This is a genomic window from Actinoplanes sp. M2I2, from assembly GCF_023544445.1.
Lineage (GTDB): Bacteria > Actinomycetota > Actinomycetes > Mycobacteriales > Micromonosporaceae > Actinoplanes.
Map to the genome: position 1 here is coordinate 255,657 of NZ_JALPVJ010000012.1, position 16,376 is coordinate 272,032.

General features: G+C 71.4%; 13 protein-coding genes. 4 read left to right on the forward strand and 9 right to left on the reverse strand.

Going from position 1 to position 16,376, the window contains the following annotated elements:
- Positions 1-6 precede the first annotated feature (6 nt).
- From HJC40_RS25810 to aceA, 6 genes are all read right to left on the reverse strand, one after another.
- A complete protein-coding gene (locus tag HJC40_RS25810; protein WP_250004373.1) occupies positions 7-2,367 on the reverse strand; it encodes an NACHT domain-containing protein in 2,361 nt (786 codons plus the stop codon).
- A gap of 73 nt (positions 2,368-2,440) precedes the next feature.
- Positions 2,441-4,702, reverse strand: a complete 2,262-nt coding sequence (locus tag HJC40_RS25815; protein WP_250004376.1) for a tetratricopeptide repeat protein — start codon at positions 4,700-4,702, stop codon at positions 2,441-2,443.
- A 38-nt stretch (positions 4,703-4,740) separates the two neighbouring features.
- A complete protein-coding gene (locus HJC40_RS25820; RefSeq protein ID WP_250004379.1) occupies positions 4,741-4,929 on the reverse strand; it encodes a hypothetical protein in 189 nt (62 codons plus the stop codon).
- A 16-nt stretch (positions 4,930-4,945) separates the two neighbouring features.
- Entirely contained in the window at positions 4,946-5,932 is a 987-nt protein-coding gene (locus HJC40_RS25825; RefSeq protein ID WP_308200948.1) for a hypothetical protein, read from the reverse strand.
- Positions 5,933-6,319: 387 nt separating this feature from the next.
- A complete protein-coding gene (aceB, locus tag HJC40_RS25830; protein ID WP_250004381.1) occupies positions 6,320-7,942 on the reverse strand; it encodes a malate synthase A in 1,623 nt (540 codons plus the stop codon).
- Positions 7,942-9,219, reverse strand: a complete 1,278-nt coding sequence (aceA, locus tag HJC40_RS25835; protein WP_374272750.1) for an isocitrate lyase — start codon at positions 9,217-9,219, stop codon at positions 7,942-7,944. The genes aceB and aceA overlap by 1 nt, the downstream gene beginning before the upstream one ends.
- Positions 9,220-9,369: 150 nt before the next feature.
- On the opposite strand from aceA, the gene HJC40_RS25840 reads away from it, so the two are divergent.
- Positions 9,370-10,809: an XRE family transcriptional regulator gene (locus HJC40_RS25840; protein WP_250004387.1), complete on the forward strand. Its 1,440-nt coding sequence runs from the start codon at positions 9,370-9,372 to the stop codon at positions 10,807-10,809.
- A gap of 213 nt (positions 10,810-11,022) precedes the next feature.
- Here HJC40_RS25840 and HJC40_RS25845 read toward each other — a convergent pair whose 3' ends face one another.
- On the reverse strand, positions 11,023-11,460 hold the full coding sequence (locus tag HJC40_RS25845; protein ID WP_250004390.1) for a chemotaxis protein CheW: 438 nt from the start codon (positions 11,458-11,460) through the stop codon (positions 11,023-11,025).
- Positions 11,461-11,830: 370 nt separating this feature from the next.
- Between HJC40_RS25845 and HJC40_RS25850 the strand changes: the two genes are divergently transcribed.
- Positions 11,831-12,424: a TIGR04222 domain-containing membrane protein gene (locus HJC40_RS25850; protein ID WP_250004392.1), complete on the forward strand. Its 594-nt coding sequence runs from the start codon at positions 11,831-11,833 to the stop codon at positions 12,422-12,424.
- 669 nt (positions 12,425-13,093) lie between these two features.
- Complete coding sequence (locus HJC40_RS25855; RefSeq protein WP_250004395.1) at positions 13,094-13,840, forward strand: alpha/beta fold hydrolase; 747 nt, start codon at positions 13,094-13,096, stop codon at positions 13,838-13,840.
- An 89-nt stretch (positions 13,841-13,929) separates the two neighbouring features.
- Here the strand turns inward: HJC40_RS25855 and HJC40_RS25860 are convergent, their stop codons facing one another.
- Positions 13,930-14,472 (reverse strand): nucleoside-diphosphate sugar epimerase/dehydratase, encoded by a 543-nt coding sequence (locus HJC40_RS25860; RefSeq protein WP_250004396.1) that lies wholly within the window; start codon positions 14,470-14,472, stop codon positions 13,930-13,932.
- On the opposite strand from HJC40_RS25860, the gene HJC40_RS25865 reads away from it, so the two are divergent.
- Positions 14,471-14,887 (forward strand): hypothetical protein, encoded by a 417-nt coding sequence (locus HJC40_RS25865; protein ID WP_250004398.1) that lies wholly within the window; start codon positions 14,471-14,473, stop codon positions 14,885-14,887. The genes HJC40_RS25860 and HJC40_RS25865 overlap by 2 nt on opposite strands.
- A 182-nt stretch (positions 14,888-15,069) precedes the next feature.
- On the opposite strand, the gene HJC40_RS46230 is transcribed toward HJC40_RS25865, so the two are convergent.
- Positions 15,070-16,317 (reverse strand): EAL domain-containing protein, encoded by a 1,248-nt coding sequence (locus HJC40_RS46230; RefSeq protein ID WP_250004399.1) that lies wholly within the window; start codon positions 16,315-16,317, stop codon positions 15,070-15,072.
- Positions 16,318-16,376: the final 59 nt, after the last annotated feature.

A 16,376-nucleotide genomic window follows, 5' to 3' on the forward strand; every position in this document is an offset into this window, starting at 1 on the left:
CGTCTTCTAGAGCGAGCCGACGCGGGCCGGCCGGGTTCGCTCCGGCGTCGGCGGACGGCCGGGCTCGTGTTGCTCGTGCTGCCAAGCCAGCCGCGCCCGGATCTCCTCGTGGCGGAACTCGTAGACCGCGCCCACCCGCCGGAGCAGTCCGGCGGTCTCGGCGGCGCGCAGGAACGCCATCAGGCGCACCGGCAACCGGCCGCGCAGCCGGAACCAGCACACGGCGATCAGGAAGCCCGGCGCCGCGTTGTAGTAGCAGGCCACGATCAGGCCGATCGACGCGCCGAAGAGCAGTCCGTGCAACGGGCGCACCAGCACCGGCTGTCCCAGCGGCTCGAGCAGGCGCCGCAACGGGCCCACCACGAGCGCGATCGAGCCGCTCGAGACCAGGCCGACCGTGACCAGGCAGCCGGCGGTGGCCAGCCAGTCGCACCGCAGCGTGTGCACCGGCGTGGCCCCGACATGGCGGATCGCCGGCTGATTGAGCCAGCGCAACAGGCCGGCCACGACGCCGATCGGGATGCCGGCGACGAGACCGAAGAAGACGGCCAGCGTGACGCCGTACGCCGGACCGCCCCGCAACAGCCCGACCACGCCGCCGGCCGCCCCCACCGCGGTGGCCGACGTGATGGCCACCGCGACGTGCGGCAGCGGGTTGCCCAGGCGGCTGCCCCGACTGCGCAGGGTCACCCGGGACGGCCGGGCCGGCTGGTCGAGCCGCACCAGCAGCCGGGCGCTGAACGTCGCCACCGCGACCCCGGAGGAGACGGCGATCCACATCCCGGCGAAGTGACGGTCGGGCCCGACCCAGGGCCAGAGCTCGTGCAGGACGGCCACCGCCGCCGCCGGCACAGCGCCGACCCCGGCCACGGCCAGAGCTGTCCGGCCGGCCGGAACACCGGGCATCAGGGTGTCCTTGGCCAGCACCACGAGGAGCACAGCGACCGGGATCTGCACCGCGTCGGCCACCGCCACCCCGGGCCCCATCTGCAGGGCGCCCACCGCGACGACGATGAGGAACGCGGTCAGCGCGGCCGGACCGGCGGCCCGTCGCAGCCGTCTGGCCCGCAGGAGGCCGAGCAACACGCCGGTGAACGTCCCGATCGCCAGCCCGCGGGTGAGCCCGGGCGGCATGACCAGGGCCAGCTGATAGGCCGGCAGCAGGCTCGCCGCGGCCCCCACGGCGAGCACCCGGCTCGGCACCCCGTCGGGCGCCCGCCACCAGGCGACGCTGCGCGCCTTGAGTTGTCCGAGCCGATAGGCCACGTAGGACAGCGGGGTGCGCAGGTCCGCGTCGAGGGCGGCGAGATAGTCGTCGAGCAACCGGTCGCCCGCCTCCCGGGCGGAACGCCGGCGCACCTGTTCGAGAAACTCCTCGACCTGCTCGCGGGTCCGATAGGTGCGCAGAGCGACGTCGAGCAGCAGGGGCGAGCGCAGGAGCTCGTGCACCGCCCGCTCCGCACCCCGCTTGCGCCGGGTCACCGCGTCCCAGCCGGCTGCGGCGGGCAGCCGGGCGGCCATGAACCGCAGATAGCCGCGTACGGCCGAACCGGGTGACGGCCGCAGGTGCAGCACCCGCTCCGGCCCCGTGGTCAGAGCGCCGAGGTCGGCCCGGCGCGCCGGACGGGACAGCACGACCAGTGGCCGGTCGAGCGGAATGGTCGCGTTGATCTGGGCCATGGCGTGCTCGAGCCGGGTCTCCCCGAGCCGGTCCAGTCCATCCAGGATGATCAGCACGTCGTCGCAGTAGACCAGCTGATTCACCCGGTCGTCGCCGAGCGCGTCGGCCGCGCGATAGGTGAGCGCGAGCTGACGGTCGAGCCACGACCGGAACGACTCGTCCTCGACGTTCCAGCTGTTTACCGAGACCAGCAGGGGCAGTTCACGGCGATCGGCCCGGCGCAGGCCGAGCGTCAGCATCAGAGCGAGGGTGGTCTTGCCGCTGCCGGAGGCGCCCAGCACGACGACGCGCCGGCCGGATCGTGGGGTCGCCGCGGCCAGTGCGGCCTGATACTGCTCGGCACTCCCCGCCGGGTCGCCGGCGCCGGCCGGCAGCGGTGTGGTCGAGCCGGCCCGGCACAGCTGTGGTGGCAGGAAGTAGTGCTGGTAGATCCCTTCGTCGCTGGCCGTCGGGCCGTGCAGCGCGTCGATCTGGTCGCCCAGGCTGTCGCGGACCTGGCTGATGCTCTGCGGCGGCGCCTCGCGGGTGAACAACCCGAACAGGGCCGCGCCGAGGGTGACCAGCAGCGCCAGCACGCTCGCCAGCTGGTCGGCCCGTTCGAGCCCGTCGGCTGACAGGATGTACGCCACGGCGGCGACCGCGGCCACCGTGAGCCCGACACTGAGAAACCGCTTCGACCTTCGCATGCCTCGACAGTTGTCGGCGCCTCGCCGGGCTCCACGCGGCCCGCACCGAACCGGACGAACCCGTACGACCGCCTCAGCCGGACAGGACGTCGCGCCACTCACGCAGGACGGCCTCGAACTTGGTGGTCTGGCGGTTGCGCTCGCCGTAGCGGTCGAGCAGCCGCGCGTGGACGCGCGCCAAAAGGTCGACGGTGCTCGCCGGACCGTGCCGGAGCCCGAGGACGTAGGCGAGGTTGCCCAGGGAGCCGAGCGTGTAGAGGTGATCCGGTCCGAGCCTCTCGGCACAGTCCGCGTGCACCTCGGCCAGCACCAGGATCGCCTCGTCGATCCGCCCGGCCTCGGCCAGCCAGAAGCCGTGCCCGTTACGCGAGATCAGCGTGTGCTCGGCCATCCGGCCCAGCCGGGCAGTCCGCTCGCGCACGAGCAACCCGAACTCCTCGGCCGCGCCGGCCGGGTCGCCGGCCCGGCCGCGGAAATAGGCCAGGTCGTTGCGCACGGTCGGAGCCTCGGCGTGGCCGGCCCCGAGTTCGGCGATGAGCGCGCCGAGCAGCGGGATCGCCGCCTCCGGGCGCTCGTGCCCGAGCCAGCGGGCGTGGTAGATCCGCGCGTCCAGGGCGAGCGGATCGCCCGGGCCCCGGACCCGTTGCCAGTCCTCGATCAGCGACGCCGCCATCTCCGCGGCGACGTCGTAGTACTCGGCGACGCCGCGCCGGTACATCTCCTCGTGGCGCAATCGCAGGACGTCGGGGTGATCGGCGCCGAGCACGGTTGCGGCCCTCTTCGCCGCGCCGGCGAGGTGATCGATCGCGGCCTCGATCCCGCCCGCCGCCGCCATGCTGCGGGCGGTCTCGAACACCAGCCGATGCACCCCGCCGGCGAGGAGGCTGTCGTCCATCAGGGCCGAGGCGTTGGCGTGGAACCGGGCGCGCTGCTCGGGGTCGTCCCCGGCGCCGGGCCAGATCTCCAGCAGCGCCTCGGCGCAGACGCGCCGCAGCCCGGTCAGAACCTCGGCCGGCGTGTCCTCCCGCGTGACCCGCTGCACCAGCGAGTGCACGCGGACGCGGCCGTGGTCGATCTGATCGATGTCGACCAGGCTGACCCGGCGCAGGCAGCGCAGGGCACTCCGGGCGTCGTCCGCTCCGATCCCCAGGGCCGAGGTGACCGCCGCGGTGGTGAAGACGGTCTCCGGGATGCCGTCCGGGTCGAGCAGCGCAGCCACCCGCAGCACCGGGGTGGCCAGGCCGGCCGGGCGCAGGCCGTCGGCGTGCCGCAACGAGAGGGCCAGGGTGGCGGCGACGGCCGCGGTCTGGTCGTCGGGCAGGGTCTCGGGCGCGGCCTCGCGGAGCGGGAGCCGCCGCAGCTGGTCCAGATAGTCCGAACACGTCCAGTCGACGTCGAGCTGATGGACGACCGCCTGGGAGAGGGCGAGCGGCAGACCACCGAGCTCGGCGACGAGCTCCTCGGCGCCGGCGGCCAGCTGTGGCCGGGCGGCCAGCTTGGCGTGGACGTAGGCCGATGCCGCGGACGGGCCGAAGGAGGCGAGCCGGAGCATCTCCCGTCCGTCGGTGGTCAAGGACGCGTCGGTACGCCGGGTGGTCACCACGGTCCGGCCGGTCTCGGTGGCGGGCGGCCACAGCCCGCGCAGATCGGCCGGGTCGGCGAGGTCGTCGAGCACGACCAGCCAGCGCCGGTCGGTGGTCTCGAGCCATTCCAGCAACCGCGCGGCCGGGTCCCCGTCCTCGTCGTCGTCACCGATCCGGGCCCACGCGAGCCGATAGGCGTCGAGGATGCGGTGCCGCGCGCCGGCCTGCACCCAGATCAGCTCGTCGATCTCCCCGGCGTCCCAGAGCTGCCGGGCCAGGCGCGTGGCCACCTGGGTCTTCCCTACCCCACCGAGCCCGGAGAGCACGTGCTGCCGCGGCCCGGGAGCGGAGAACGCCGCCGCCAGCCCCCGGTCCTGGTAGCTCCCGGCGGGGTGTGGCACCACACCGATCCAGCGCCGCTCCTCGGCCGGCGGTGGTGGCCCGTCGTGATCGACCGGTGCCGGCGTCCTGGGCAGCCGCATCCAGCGCTCCAGCCAGGCATTGCGCTCCAGAGCACGACCGGGCCAGGTGCCGCGGTCGCTTCGCGCATACTCCTCGCAGGCGTGCAGGAACGTCTCGAGCGTCAGCCATCGTGGCCGGGACGGGCCCTTGAGCAGGTCGTTCAGGGTCGAACGGGCGAGCCCGTGGGGAGCACGACGGAACCAGCCGTCGCTGGGCTGACCCACGGCGGCCCGCAGATCACGCAGATCACGCTTGAAGGCGGCGAGGTCGTCGCCGCCGGAACCGGTCACCGTTCCATCGGATCACGTAAATGTGAACAGTGTGAAGACTAAGGCGGCTGAGCGGCCGACTTGTCGAGCTCTCGACCGACCCACTCGTTCAACGCGAGGACCCCGCCGCCGCAGACCAGCATCACGACGATGATCAGGCCGATCACCCACGGCCACCCGCGCCGGTGGGGGGTGCTCGTTTCGGAGCCCTCGAAGGGCCACTCGGAGTCATCGCCCGGATCGTCCACAAACGGATAGTAGTGGTTACTTCTTCGGCGAGGGCCCGCTGATCGACGGTTTGCCCCGGCCGAGGAAGAAGATGCCCGGCAGCCCGGCGGTCTCGAAGCCGGCGCTCGGGTTGTGCCGGAGCTTCGAGTTGCGGATCGTCAGCCGGCCGGTGCGGTCGTTGCTGACGAAGAAGATCGCGCCGCCGCCCTCCGCCGCCCGGTTGTCCCGCACGACCGTGCCGTCCAGGGTGAGCGTGAAGTCGTTGCCGTCGAGGTAGATCGCACCGCCGCTGCCCCCGCCGGGCGTGCCGCCGCGAGCCGGGTTGGCGCCCCGGCCGACCGCCGCGTTGCCGGTGAACACGCTGTCGAGCACCGACCAGGAGACGCCGATGCTGCTCAGGGCCGCGCCGTTCGAGCAGACCCCGCCGCTGAAGGTGCTGTCCACCACGTACACAGGGCGGTCGCCGCCCTGATCGAGCGCGCGGATCGCCGCGCCGCCGAGGTCGGGACCGGTACGGTCGCAACGGTTGCCGGTGAAGCGGGAGCCGACCACCTTGAGGCGGCCGCCGCGGGCGAAGATGGCGCCGCCGCCCCCGCCCTCCGCGGTGTCCCCCGTGCTGTCGCCCCGGGTGAGGACCAGGTTCTGCACGGTGAGCCGCGGCGCGGGCTGGTCGTCGCAGTGCGCGGTCGTCCATCCCTGGGCCTTGTCGCACGTGTTCAGGTAGAGGATGCGGCGCTTGCCCGCGCCGTCGAGCGTGACCTTGCCGCCGCCGTCGAGGACCACGGCCGGGCTGGTGTTGCGCACCTTGGCGGTGGCCGTCATCGTGATGGTCACCGGCTCGGGGCCGCAGTCGAACGTGATGATGCCGCCGCGCGCGACCGCCTTGACCACGGCGGCCGAGGTGCAGCCGGCGGCGGTGCCGTCCCCGATCGTCCGATCCGGCCGGCGCGTGTCGACCGCCCGGGCGTCACCCGGAATCTCGGCCCCTCCACCCGGGTTGCCGGGCTTCGGAAGGGTGCGCACCGGCTTCCGGGTGGCCGACGGTGCCGCCGGGGATGACGCCGGAGCAAGCGGCCGACCTGAGCCCGGGGCCGACCCGGGTGCCGCGATCGAGACCGAAGGAGCCGCGCTAGGCGTCGCCGCCACGGTCAGGTCCGGCTTGTCGGCGCAGCCGCTCAGCATCAAAGCCGTCATCACGATCGCCAGTCGCCGCTTGAGCACCGAGCGACTCTAGCGCCGACCTCCGGCAACTCCGGCCCCGGCACGGGAGGACGCCGGCCCTGGCCCGGCTTCGGCGCCTAGCCACGCCACCGGCCGGTACGGGCAGCACCGAGCCGGCGCCGCCACCCGACCGCCGCCGGAAGGCGCGGCCCCGGGAACCCCGGGACCGCGCCCCTCGCCCGCGGCGGATCAGGCGGCGACAGTCGCCTGGTCGGAGGCCGGGGCGGGCGACCCGCCGGACAGGTGCCGGAGGTAGGCCGGCAGGGTCAGGAACTCGGGGCAGGTGCGCTCGGTGAGCAGCACGGTGAGCAGCGTGCGGGCGTGCCCGAACCGCCGGGCCGCGTCCTCGTCGAGGGCGCCGGTCTCGCTGAGGACGTCGAGCTCCTCGCGCAGCATGCGGGTCACCAGAGCGGCGCTGACCGGCACGCCGTAGTCGGTCGGGGTGCCCGAGCGGATCCACTGCCAGAGCTGCGCGCGGCAGATCTCGGCGGTGGCGGCGTCCTCCATCAGGCCGCCCAGGGCGACCGCGCCGCGCCCGTCCAGCCAGGCGGCGATGTAGCGCAGCGCCACGCTGACGTTGGTGCGCAGCGCCACCTCGCTGACCTGCACGCTGCCGGCCCGCACCTCGAGCAGGTCGGTCGCGGTGACCCGCACGTCGTCACGCTTGCGGACGATCTGGTGGGGCTCGTCGCCGAGCCACTGGTCGAAGACGTCGCGGCAGGTGTCGACCAGGCCGGGGTGGGCGACCCAGGAGCCGTCGAAGCCGTCGCCGACCTCGCGGCGCTTGTCCTGGCGCACCTGGTTGAGCGCGCGCTTGGCGGCGACCGGCTCGCGGCTGGGGACGACCGCGGCCATGCCGCCGATGGCGTGCGCGTTGCGGCGGTGGCACGTGCGCACCAGCAGCTCGGTGTAGGCCCGCATGAACGGCGCGGTCATCGTCACCTGGGAGCGCTCGGGCAGCACCACGTCGGGCCGGTTCTTGATCATGCTGAACAGGTAGTCCCAGCGGCCCGCGTTCAGGCCGGCCGAGTGCTCACGCAGCTCGTACAGGATCTCGTCCATCTCGAACGCGGCGGTGATCGTCTCGATCAGCACCGTGGCCCGGATCGTGCCCCGGGCGATGCCCAGCGTCTCCTGGGCGAAGACGAAGACGTCGTTCCACAGCCGGGCCTCGAGGTGCGACTCGAGCTTGGGCAGGTAGAAGTACGGTCCGCTGCCCCGGTCGATCTGCCGTTGCGCGCAGTGGAACATGTAGAGCCCGAAGTCGAACAGCGCAGCCGACACCGGCCGGCCGCCGACCCGCAGGTGACTCTCGGGCAGGTGCCAGCCGCGCGGCCGCACCATGATGGTCGGGAGCCACCCGTTGACCCGGTATTCCCGGCCGTCGGCCGCCGTGAAGTCGAGCCGGCCGTCCAGCGCGTCGCGCAGGCTGAGCTGTCCGAGCACCACGTTGTCCCAGGTGGGTGAGGTGGCGTCCTCGAAGTCGGCCATCCACACCCGGGCGCCCGAGTTGAGCGCGTTGATCGTCATCTTGCGCTCGGGCGGCCCGGTGATCTCGACGCGGCGGTCGAGCAGGTCGGGGGCGGGCGGCGCGACCGTCCAGGTTCCTTCCCGGACGGCGAGCGTCGAGGGCAGGAAGTCGAGCTCGTCGGTGCGGGTGGTGCGCCGGCGGCGGCGCCGGTCGAGCAACTGGACGCGGCGGGCGCCGAACTCACGGTCGAGCGCGACCACGAACGCGATCGCCTCGGGGGTCAGGATCTCGGCGTGGCGGCCGTCCCGCGTACCGGTGATGGTGATGTCCTCGGAAGCCATCAGAACTGCTCCGTCTCGGTCGAGCCCTTGAGGGCAGTCGTGGACGAGGTGGGGTTGAGCGCGGTGGCCACGGCGTCGAAGTAGCCGGTGCCGACCTCGGCCTGGTGCTTGGTCGCCGTGTAGCCGTCGGCCTCGGCCGCGAACTCGGCCTCCTGCAGTTTCACGTACGCGGTCATGCCGTCCGACGCGTAGCCGCGGGCCAGCTCGTACATCGAGTGGTTGAGCGCGTGGAAGCCGGCCAGCGTGACGAACTGGAACTTGTAGCCCATCGCGCCGAGCTCCTTCTGGAACCGGGCGATGTCGGCGTCGTCGAGGTTGCGTTTCCAGTTGAACGACGGCGAGCAGTTGTAGGCCAGCATCTTGCCCGGGTGCTCCTTGTGCACCGCCTCGGCGAACGTCTTGGCGAACTCCAGATCGGGCTTGCCGGTCTCGACCCAGAGCAGGTCGGCGTAGTCGGCGTACGCCACGCCGCGCGCGATGGCGGCCCCGGGCCCGCTCCGCACCCGGAAGAACCCTTCCGCCGTACGCTCGCCCGTGAGGAAGGGCCGGTCGCGCTCATCCACGTCGGTGGTGAGCAGGTCGGCCGCCAGCGCGTCGGTGCGCGCGATGATCAGCGACGGGACGCCGAGCACGTCGGCGGCCAGCCGGGCGGCGTTGAGCGTCCGGATGTGCTGCGCGGTCGGGACGAGCACCTTGCCGCCGAGGTGGCCGCACTTCTTCTCGCTGGCCAGCTGGTCCTCCCAGTGCACGCCGGCGGCGCCGGCCGCGATCATGCCCTTCATCAGCTCGAACGCGTTGAGCGGCCCGCCGAAGCCGGCCTCCGCGTCGGCCACGATGGGGGCGAACCAGTCCCGTTCGTGCTTCCCCCCGACGGTGTCGATCTGGTCGGCCCGCATCAGCGCGTTGTTGATCCGGCGGACCACGGCCGGCACCGAGTTGGCCGGGTAGAGCGACTGGTCGGGGTAGGTCGCGCCGGCCAGGTTGGCGTCGGCCGCGACCTGCCAGCCGCTCAGATAGATCGCCTTGAGCCCGGCCCGGACCATCTGGACGGCCTGGCCGCCGGTCAGCGCGCCCAGCGCGTTGAGGTAGTCCTCGCTGTGCAGCAGTTGCCACAGCCGCTCGGCGCCGCGTTCGGCGAGCGTGTGCCGCTCCTGGACGGTGCCGCGGAGCTTGACCACATCGTGCGCGGTGTAGGTGCGCTTGATGCCCAGCCACCGGGGATCGCCGGCCCACGCCCTGGTGAGGTCCGCTGCGGTACCGCCCCTGACTTCGGTCAGCTGATCAGTCATGTGCCAATCCCTTCCCTGCCTGTCGCCTGTGCCGCTGGTGTCACTGATGGAAGAACTTCACTTTCGCGGACTCCATCGGGACACCTGTAGACGTTTGTGAGCAGAAGAAACGCAGAATTTCTGTTAGCGTCAAAACCCGTGACCGCTTCCGATCAAGTTGATCTCGTGACGCTCGGCCAGCGCCTGCGTCACCTGCGCAAGTCGAAGGGCCTGACGCTCGAGCAGCTCAGCGAGGCGGTGGGCCGGGCGCCGTCGCAGCTGTCGCTGGTCGAGAACGGCAAGCGCGAGCCCAAGCTGTCGGTGCTGCAGGCCATCGCGGGCGCGCTCGGCGTACCGCTGCAGGATCTGTTGCGGCCCGAGGCGCCCAGCCGTCGCGCCGGGCTGGAGATCGACCTGGCCCACTTCCAGCAGTCACCGGCGTACGCGGCCCTGGGCCTGCCGACGGTCAAGGGCGGCCGCCGCCTCCCGGCCGACGCGCTCGAGTCGCTGGTCGGGCTGCACCGCGAGCTCAACCGGCGGCTGACCGAGCAGAGCGCGACCCCCGAGGTGGCCCGGCGGGCCAACGCGCAGCTGCGGATCGACATGCGCGAGCGCGACAACTACTTCGCCGAGATCGAGCTGGCGGCGGCGAACGTCCTGCGATCGGTGAAGCACACGACGGGCCCGCTGTCCCAGCGCGGCATCCTCGACATCGCGGCGCAACTGGGCTTCACGCTGCACTACGTGAACGACCTGCCCGGGTCGACGCGCTCGGTGACCGACCTGGTCAACCGGAAGATCTACCTGCCCCAGGTGGCCAGCGGCCGGGGACACGACCCGCGCGCGGTGGTGCTGCAGACGCTCGGCCACTTCGTGCTCGGGCACCCCGAGCCGGCCGGCTACGGCGACTTCCTGCGCCAGCGCGTCGAGGCCAACTACTTCGCGGCGGCGCTGCTCATGCCCGAGAAGTTCGCGGTGCTCTTCCTGAGACAGGCCAAGGACGACCGGGCGCTGGCCATCGACGACTTCCGTGACGCGTTCGGGGTGTCGTACGAGACGGCTGCCCACCGGTTCACCAACCTGGCCACCCACCATTTCGGCATCCCGGTGCACTTCACCCGCGTGCACGAGAGCGGCATCGTCTACAAGGCGTACGAGAACGACGGGGTGCGCTTCCCGGCCGACGTCACCGGCGCGATCGAGGGACAGCCGATCTGCCGCCGGTGGGCCTCACGCACGGTGTTCCAGGCCGACGACCCGTACTCGTCGTTCTACCAGGTCACCGACACCTCGGCCGGCACCTACTGGTGCACCGTCCACATCGAATCGACGCGCTCCGGCGAGTTCTCGGTCACGGTCGGCACCCCGTACGAGCACGCGCGCTGGTTCCGCGGCGGCGACACCACCCGCCGTACGGTGTCCCGCTGCCCCGACCCCGGCTGCTGCCGCCGCCCACCGGCCGACCTGGTCGACCGCTGGGCCGGCCAGGCCTGGCCCAGCGCCCGCGTGCACTCGCACCTGCTGGCCGCCCTGCCCCCGGGCACGTTCCCCGGGGTCGACGCCCAGGACGTCTACGAGTTCCTCGACCGCCGACCCTGACTCGTGCCCCGGAGCCGCCGAACGCCATCGGAGTTTCTCGCAGTCACGGTCGGATCGCGGCAGAAGCGGACACTCGATGTCGACTGAGTGCACTGCGGCCCAGCCTGATCGGGTGCGCTCCGCGACGGCGGATTTTCCCTCACTGACAACCCGTGCGTCCCATCCAAGAGTTCCGCTCGCCGGGTAGAAGTACGGGCGGTCCCGCCGGCCCGTCTACATTGCGGCGCGAGCGGTGTTGACGCATTCGGCGACATCGAGCACCAGCAGCAGCCGATCCTCCGTCTTGTACGAACCGACAATCATCGCCCGGGTCGGCCCGGTCAGTGTGTCCGGTGGCAACTCGAACGCCGCATCGTCGAGATCGGCGACCAGCCCGATCCGGTCCACCAGCAGGCTCACCGGCTCACCGCCGACCAGCACGACCACGTTGACGACCGGACCTGACATCGACCTGGGCGGCCGCCCGAACCGGACCTGCAGATCCACCGTCCCGACGACCTCACCGCGCAGGTTGAACAGACCCCCCCACCCGTCCGGGGCGAGCGGCATCGGCGTGTACTTCTCGTTGAGCAGGACTTCCTGCACGGTTTCCACCGGGACTCCGAAGAACTGGTTCGCCACGTCGAAGGTCACGAACTGACGGCTGGTCATGAGTGATCTCCAGGGGTCTGCTGGCCGCCAGGCTTCGCCGGGGGTACCAGCTGCTGTATTCGGTTCGTCACCCCTTCCACTCAAGGAAATCGTGGATCGGACGCGACTTTCGTTACGTCAAGGCTGTAGTCGGAGAGGAGGCGTGTCCCTGCTCCGGTCTCTTCGACGTGACTGGGCCTTGGCGCTCACGGCGTTCGTGGTCGCCGGCACGGGACGTCAGCGCCGCCGGCTCCACCTCCCGCGTCGAGGTCGCGCGGACAGCGGCCACTTATGTGCTGTGGCACGACCGCTGCCCGGCCGGGAACCCAACCTGCGTCGACGCCACGCCGCGTGACCGCTTCCTCAGTCCCGCGCGCACGCTCGGCGGCAGATGGTACGAGCCGGCAGCCGCGGCATCATCGCCGTCTCCGGTACCGCGCTGCCGGAGGGCGCATCGGCTCTGTACACCGCGGTGCTGACCGCTGCGCGAGGGCCGAGCAGTATCGAAGACCTGTTGCGCGACAGCGAAGTGTCAGCCGCGGCGGAGGTGGTCGGTGTCCGGCTTGTCCGCCGGGGTTGGGTTCTGTCGGCACGGCAGCAGACGCGGATGCGCTGGTGCGGCATGCCTGGCTGGTTGGTAGCCCTGTGGTGCCTCGTGGCCTCCGGGCTCACCCTGCCGCACTTGTCCGAGCCGGATCGGTCGTTACAGGCTTTGGGACTGCTCGGCCTGGGAGTCTTCCTCGCGATCGGTACGTACATCGTGGTCGACCTTCCACCGGTGACCCGGGCTGGAAACGCCGTCCTGCGCCGGGAGCGAGCCGAGCTAAGCGACTCTGCATCATGGTTGCGGCGGGTGGCGGCCACCGGCGAACCGGAACTGTGGCGGATGGATGCCGCCTTCGCCGAGCAGGCGGGCGCCTTTTCCGGCAAACTCCCGAGCCTTCCGTTCAACAAGGAGAGGACGTTGCTCAGCGCCGATTGGTGACACTGGAAGGAACCGTCCGATCGAGCCTCTTCCCTCAACGTGAAGGGTCGTCCCAAAGTCTGACCATCGCAGCCCGCTGCCGCCGGCCAGAGCGTCGCTGAGGAGGTCGAATATCGAGTCCAGGGACCGGCGGACGAAGATCAGGTTGCCGTCGCCTGTGCAGGTGAGCACCTTGCCGACGCAGGCCGGCAGGTCCGCGAGACACCACAGATTCGGCGTGCTCGTGCCGGCCAACAGCAGCCGAGATCGGTCGGCGTGACAAGATTTTACCGATACGGCACCAGACTTATCGGCTCGGAGATGCCCGCAATATCGCCATGATCACCGGCCAATGTCCGGGTACACGTTCTGTTCCGCCCGTGGCAAGGGCAGGTAGGGCTGACCCCCCATCCGAGAGGGTTGCCAGCAGGATCGAACGCGGCAGAGAAACTGCGAAAAATAACCTCCATGACTGTACAGAACGATTTCGGCACCACTCGGAAATTGTCTCGGTTCCGCTGGGTCGCCTTCGCCCTTGTCCTGCCCGTCGCCGTAGTCGGCGCGGTCTCCGGGTGCGGCGATTCGGCGGCGCCGAAACCCGCGCACACGACCGGCCCAGCAGCTCCGACTCCCGCTGCCTCGGCCAGCGCGGCCGAGCCGGCAAACTCGGCCCCAGCGGCAGACCAGCACATGATCACCAACAACGGGCACCGCCTCGCGTTCTACGTCACCCCCGGGCACTCACCGGCCATCGTGTTGGACTCCGGTGGCGGCGAGGATCACACACAGTGGAAGGACATCGTCCCGCAGCTGTCCCAGGCGACCGGGTCACAGATCATCACCTACGACCGGGCGGGGCTGGGCAACAGTGACGAGGTGAAGGGCCCCTGGGACGGCCGGGCCGCCGCCTCCGACCTGCAGGCCGGTCTGCGCGAGCTCGGAGCCACCCGCAATGTAGTCCTCGTGTCCCACTCGCAGGCGGGGGAGGTTGCCACCTACTTCGCCCGCGCCAACCCGGGCGTGCTGTCCGGGGAGGTGCTCATCGACGCCAACGTGCCCCAATTCTTCACCGACAAGGAAATCCAGCGCCTCGTCGCGCTCACCACGCCGCACATTGAAGCGCTCAAGAAGCAGCCGTCGACGAAGGCGAACCGGCAGCTCATCGCCACGTCCGAGAACTTCGGTCCCACCCATCAGGCGTACCACAAGGTCTCCTGGCCAGACAGCGTCCCGGTCACCTACATCGCGTCGGAGAAGACACCGTTCGACGGCTCCCCGCAGGACGCCCAGCGCTGGCGCGACGCGGCAGCCGCGTTCGTCGCGGCGGGGCCCGGACGCACACTGCTCACCGCCAAGGGAAGCTCCCACGAAATCCCGCAGGACAAGCCCCAGATCGTCGTCGACGAGATCGAAAAGATGGTCGCCGCTCGCCGCTGAACCGCCCCAACTCCGATACCACCCGGCCCCGGATCAGAGGCGTCCGATCGTCTTCGACGCCGGCGGCCGCGCGCACGACGTCGGCCAGGTCAAGATGTGCAGCTCGGCCCGGGGGTCGACCTGAGCTGGACGGCGAGCAGGGCCGCCTCGTCGTGGTCGAGCATCATCAACTCGGCCGGGTCGTACCGCTGGATCTGGCGGCACAGCTCGGAGCCGATCTCGCCGCCGGCGCAGGTCACGAGCACCCGCCGCCCGGTCAGGAGCCCGCCGATGGCCGCGTGGTCGACGACGACGCGGTGCCGGCCGAGCAGGTCGGTCACCTGCATGTTGCGGGCGTCGAGGTCGCTGGTCTCGGGCACGACCAGCAGCCGCGCCCCGGCGCGACCGTCCGTTCCCGGATCTCGCGGATGAGACCGGATCTCGCGGATGAGACCGGCCTCGGCGTTGCCGACGGCGAAGACGACCACCGCGGCACCGGTGTCCGCGACTACCCGGTCGAGGTCGGCGCGGGTGCCCAGCACCGGGATGCCGGCCGGCGAGTCCCGGCGGTAGCCCCGCAAGGATTCCACAAGCGCGGTCTGCCAGTATTTCCCGGTATTCACATACTTGGAGGTATCGATGGGACGTGCCATGTCCGCTGTCCACGCCGCCGCAGTGTCAGCGTCAATCGCGGCAACCGCCGTCTTCGGCGGTTCCGCCCCGGCGCAGGCCGCTTATCCTACGGATTCGGTCCTGGTTTCCTACGGTTCGAGCAACTTCACCGGGACGGCGACCTTCTACGACCGGAGTGTCGGCGTGAGCGGCACCCTGAAGGTGGCCGCTGGAGCGTGCATGCGCGTCAAGGTGAACGCCCGAATTGCCGGAGCCGAAGAGGATTTCCCTGAGGTCTCCACGAGCTTGAAATGTGGCGGCTCCACCACCTACAAGAATTACCCGGTCAGCCTGACCGCGACGGCGCCGGTGCGGGGCGGCGCCGATCTGGCCTATGTCTCGCTCTATGACCAGGACGAGCACTTTCTCGCTCTCGATAGCGCGTGGAGGTCGTGATCACGGACTGACGCAGTGACAACAGTCCCGGCCGAGCCGCCGACCGGCTGGGCGATTCGGGTGACGATGCCGGCGTGCGCGATCTTCTCGTGGGCCAGGCCCGTGAACGCGACCGAACAGGATGCGTTCCGACCGCGTGCGCCAAGCAACCTCAGCTGCGTCGCGCTGGTTGAACGGCAAGGTCAGCTGAGCTGCAGCTCCGGCAGGCGGGCCGGGGACAGGCGGGTCAGCAGGGAGCGGGCCGCCTCGATCACCAGGGCGCGGTCGTGGGTGAGGGCGAAGTCGAAGCGCCGCTCGCTGTCCGGGCCGGTGTCGCCGAGGTCGCGGGCCACCAGGGCGGCCGCTCGGTGCGGGCCGACCACGATGACGTTCCACTCGCCGCGCAGCGCGTCGTCTTCGCTCAGGCAGGCGCCGCGCACGCCGGGGATCGGCTCGTCGGTCAGGCCGGTGCCCAGGGCGGCCACCAGCGGGCTGTTCGCGGCCAGGCGGCGGAAGCGCCGGGCGGTGGCCGGGGTGAAGTGCCGGGCCTCCTGGAAACAGGCGAGCAGCACCGGTGGTTCGCCGCCGTCGTTGGCCAGCGCCTCCAGGTGCCGGCTCATCGGCATCAGCTGCGCCTTGGTCGCGGTGCCGACCGGGCGGTGGGCGGCCACGATGGTGAACGGGGTGCGGTCGTCGGGGCGGGGCGGCGGGATGAACGGCAGCGTGGCGCCGCCGCCCGAGGTGGGGGGCAGCACGGCGGGGCGGCCGAAGTGCCAGCCCTGGCCGACGGTGGCGCCCATCGTGCGGGCGATCGCGAGGTGCTGTTCGGTCTCGATGCCCTCGGCCAGCACGACCGCGCCGCTGGCTTCCGCGTACGCCGCGACCGCGGCCACGACCGTGGCGGTGTGGGGGTCGCCGGGGGCGTGCAGCATCGCCATGTCGAGCTTGACCACATCGGGTTGCACGAACGGCATGAGGGCCAGCGACATCGGGTCGGCGCCGACGTCGTCGAGGGCGACGCCCCACTCCGCCGTGCGGCACGCGGCGGCCGCGGCGAGCAGGCCGGACGGGTCGCCGGCGATGGCCCGCTCGGTCATCTCGGTGACCACGCGCAGGCGGTGCCGGGCGCGCTCGATCATCGGGAGGAGGTCGGGCGGGCAGGGTGTCCGCGCCGCCGACGGTTCCATGTTGACGAACAGGGTGAGCCCCGGGTCGAGGTCGGCGGCGAGCGCCCCCTCGTAGGCCCGGGCGCGGCAGATCCAGTCCAGCTCGCTGTCCCGGCCGACCTCCCGGGCGGCCGCGAAGAGCAGGTCCGGCCGCTCCCACGGACTGCCGGCGGGTCCTCGGCTCAACGCCTCGTAGCCCAGCACCCGGCCGGTCGAGATCTCGACCAACGGCTGGAAGAGGCTGAAGACCGCCCGGCTGTCGAGCACCTCATGGATATCGCGCACGACCTCTCTATCGGCTCCGCCACCGAGAACTTAATAAAAGGCCGAACTCGGCAGACCTC

Bases quoted from the DNA above. Each gene is read 5' to 3' on its own strand.
- HJC40_RS25810 (WP_250004373.1), bottom strand. From the start codon at position 2,367: ATGCGAAGGTCGAAGCGGTTTCTCAGTGTCGGGCTCACGGTGGCCGCG.
- aceB (WP_250004381.1), bottom strand. From the start codon at position 7,942: ATGGCTTCCGAGGACATCACCATCACCGGTACGCGGGACGGCCGCCAC.
- HJC40_RS25845 (WP_250004390.1), bottom strand. From the start codon at position 11,460: ATGACCAGCCGTCAGTTCGTGACCTTCGACGTGGCGAACCAGTTCTTC.
- HJC40_RS25850 (WP_250004392.1), top strand. From the start codon at position 11,831: ATGGTACGAGCCGGCAGCCGCGGCATCATCGCCGTCTCCGGTACCGCG.
- HJC40_RS25855 (WP_250004395.1), top strand. From the start codon at position 13,094: ATGATCACCAACAACGGGCACCGCCTCGCGTTCTACGTCACCCCCGGG.
- HJC40_RS25865 (WP_250004398.1), top strand. From the start codon at position 14,471: ATGTCCGCTGTCCACGCCGCCGCAGTGTCAGCGTCAATCGCGGCAACC.
- HJC40_RS25860 (WP_250004396.1), bottom strand. From the start codon at position 14,472: ATGGCACGTCCCATCGATACCTCCAAGTATGTGAATACCGGGAAATAC.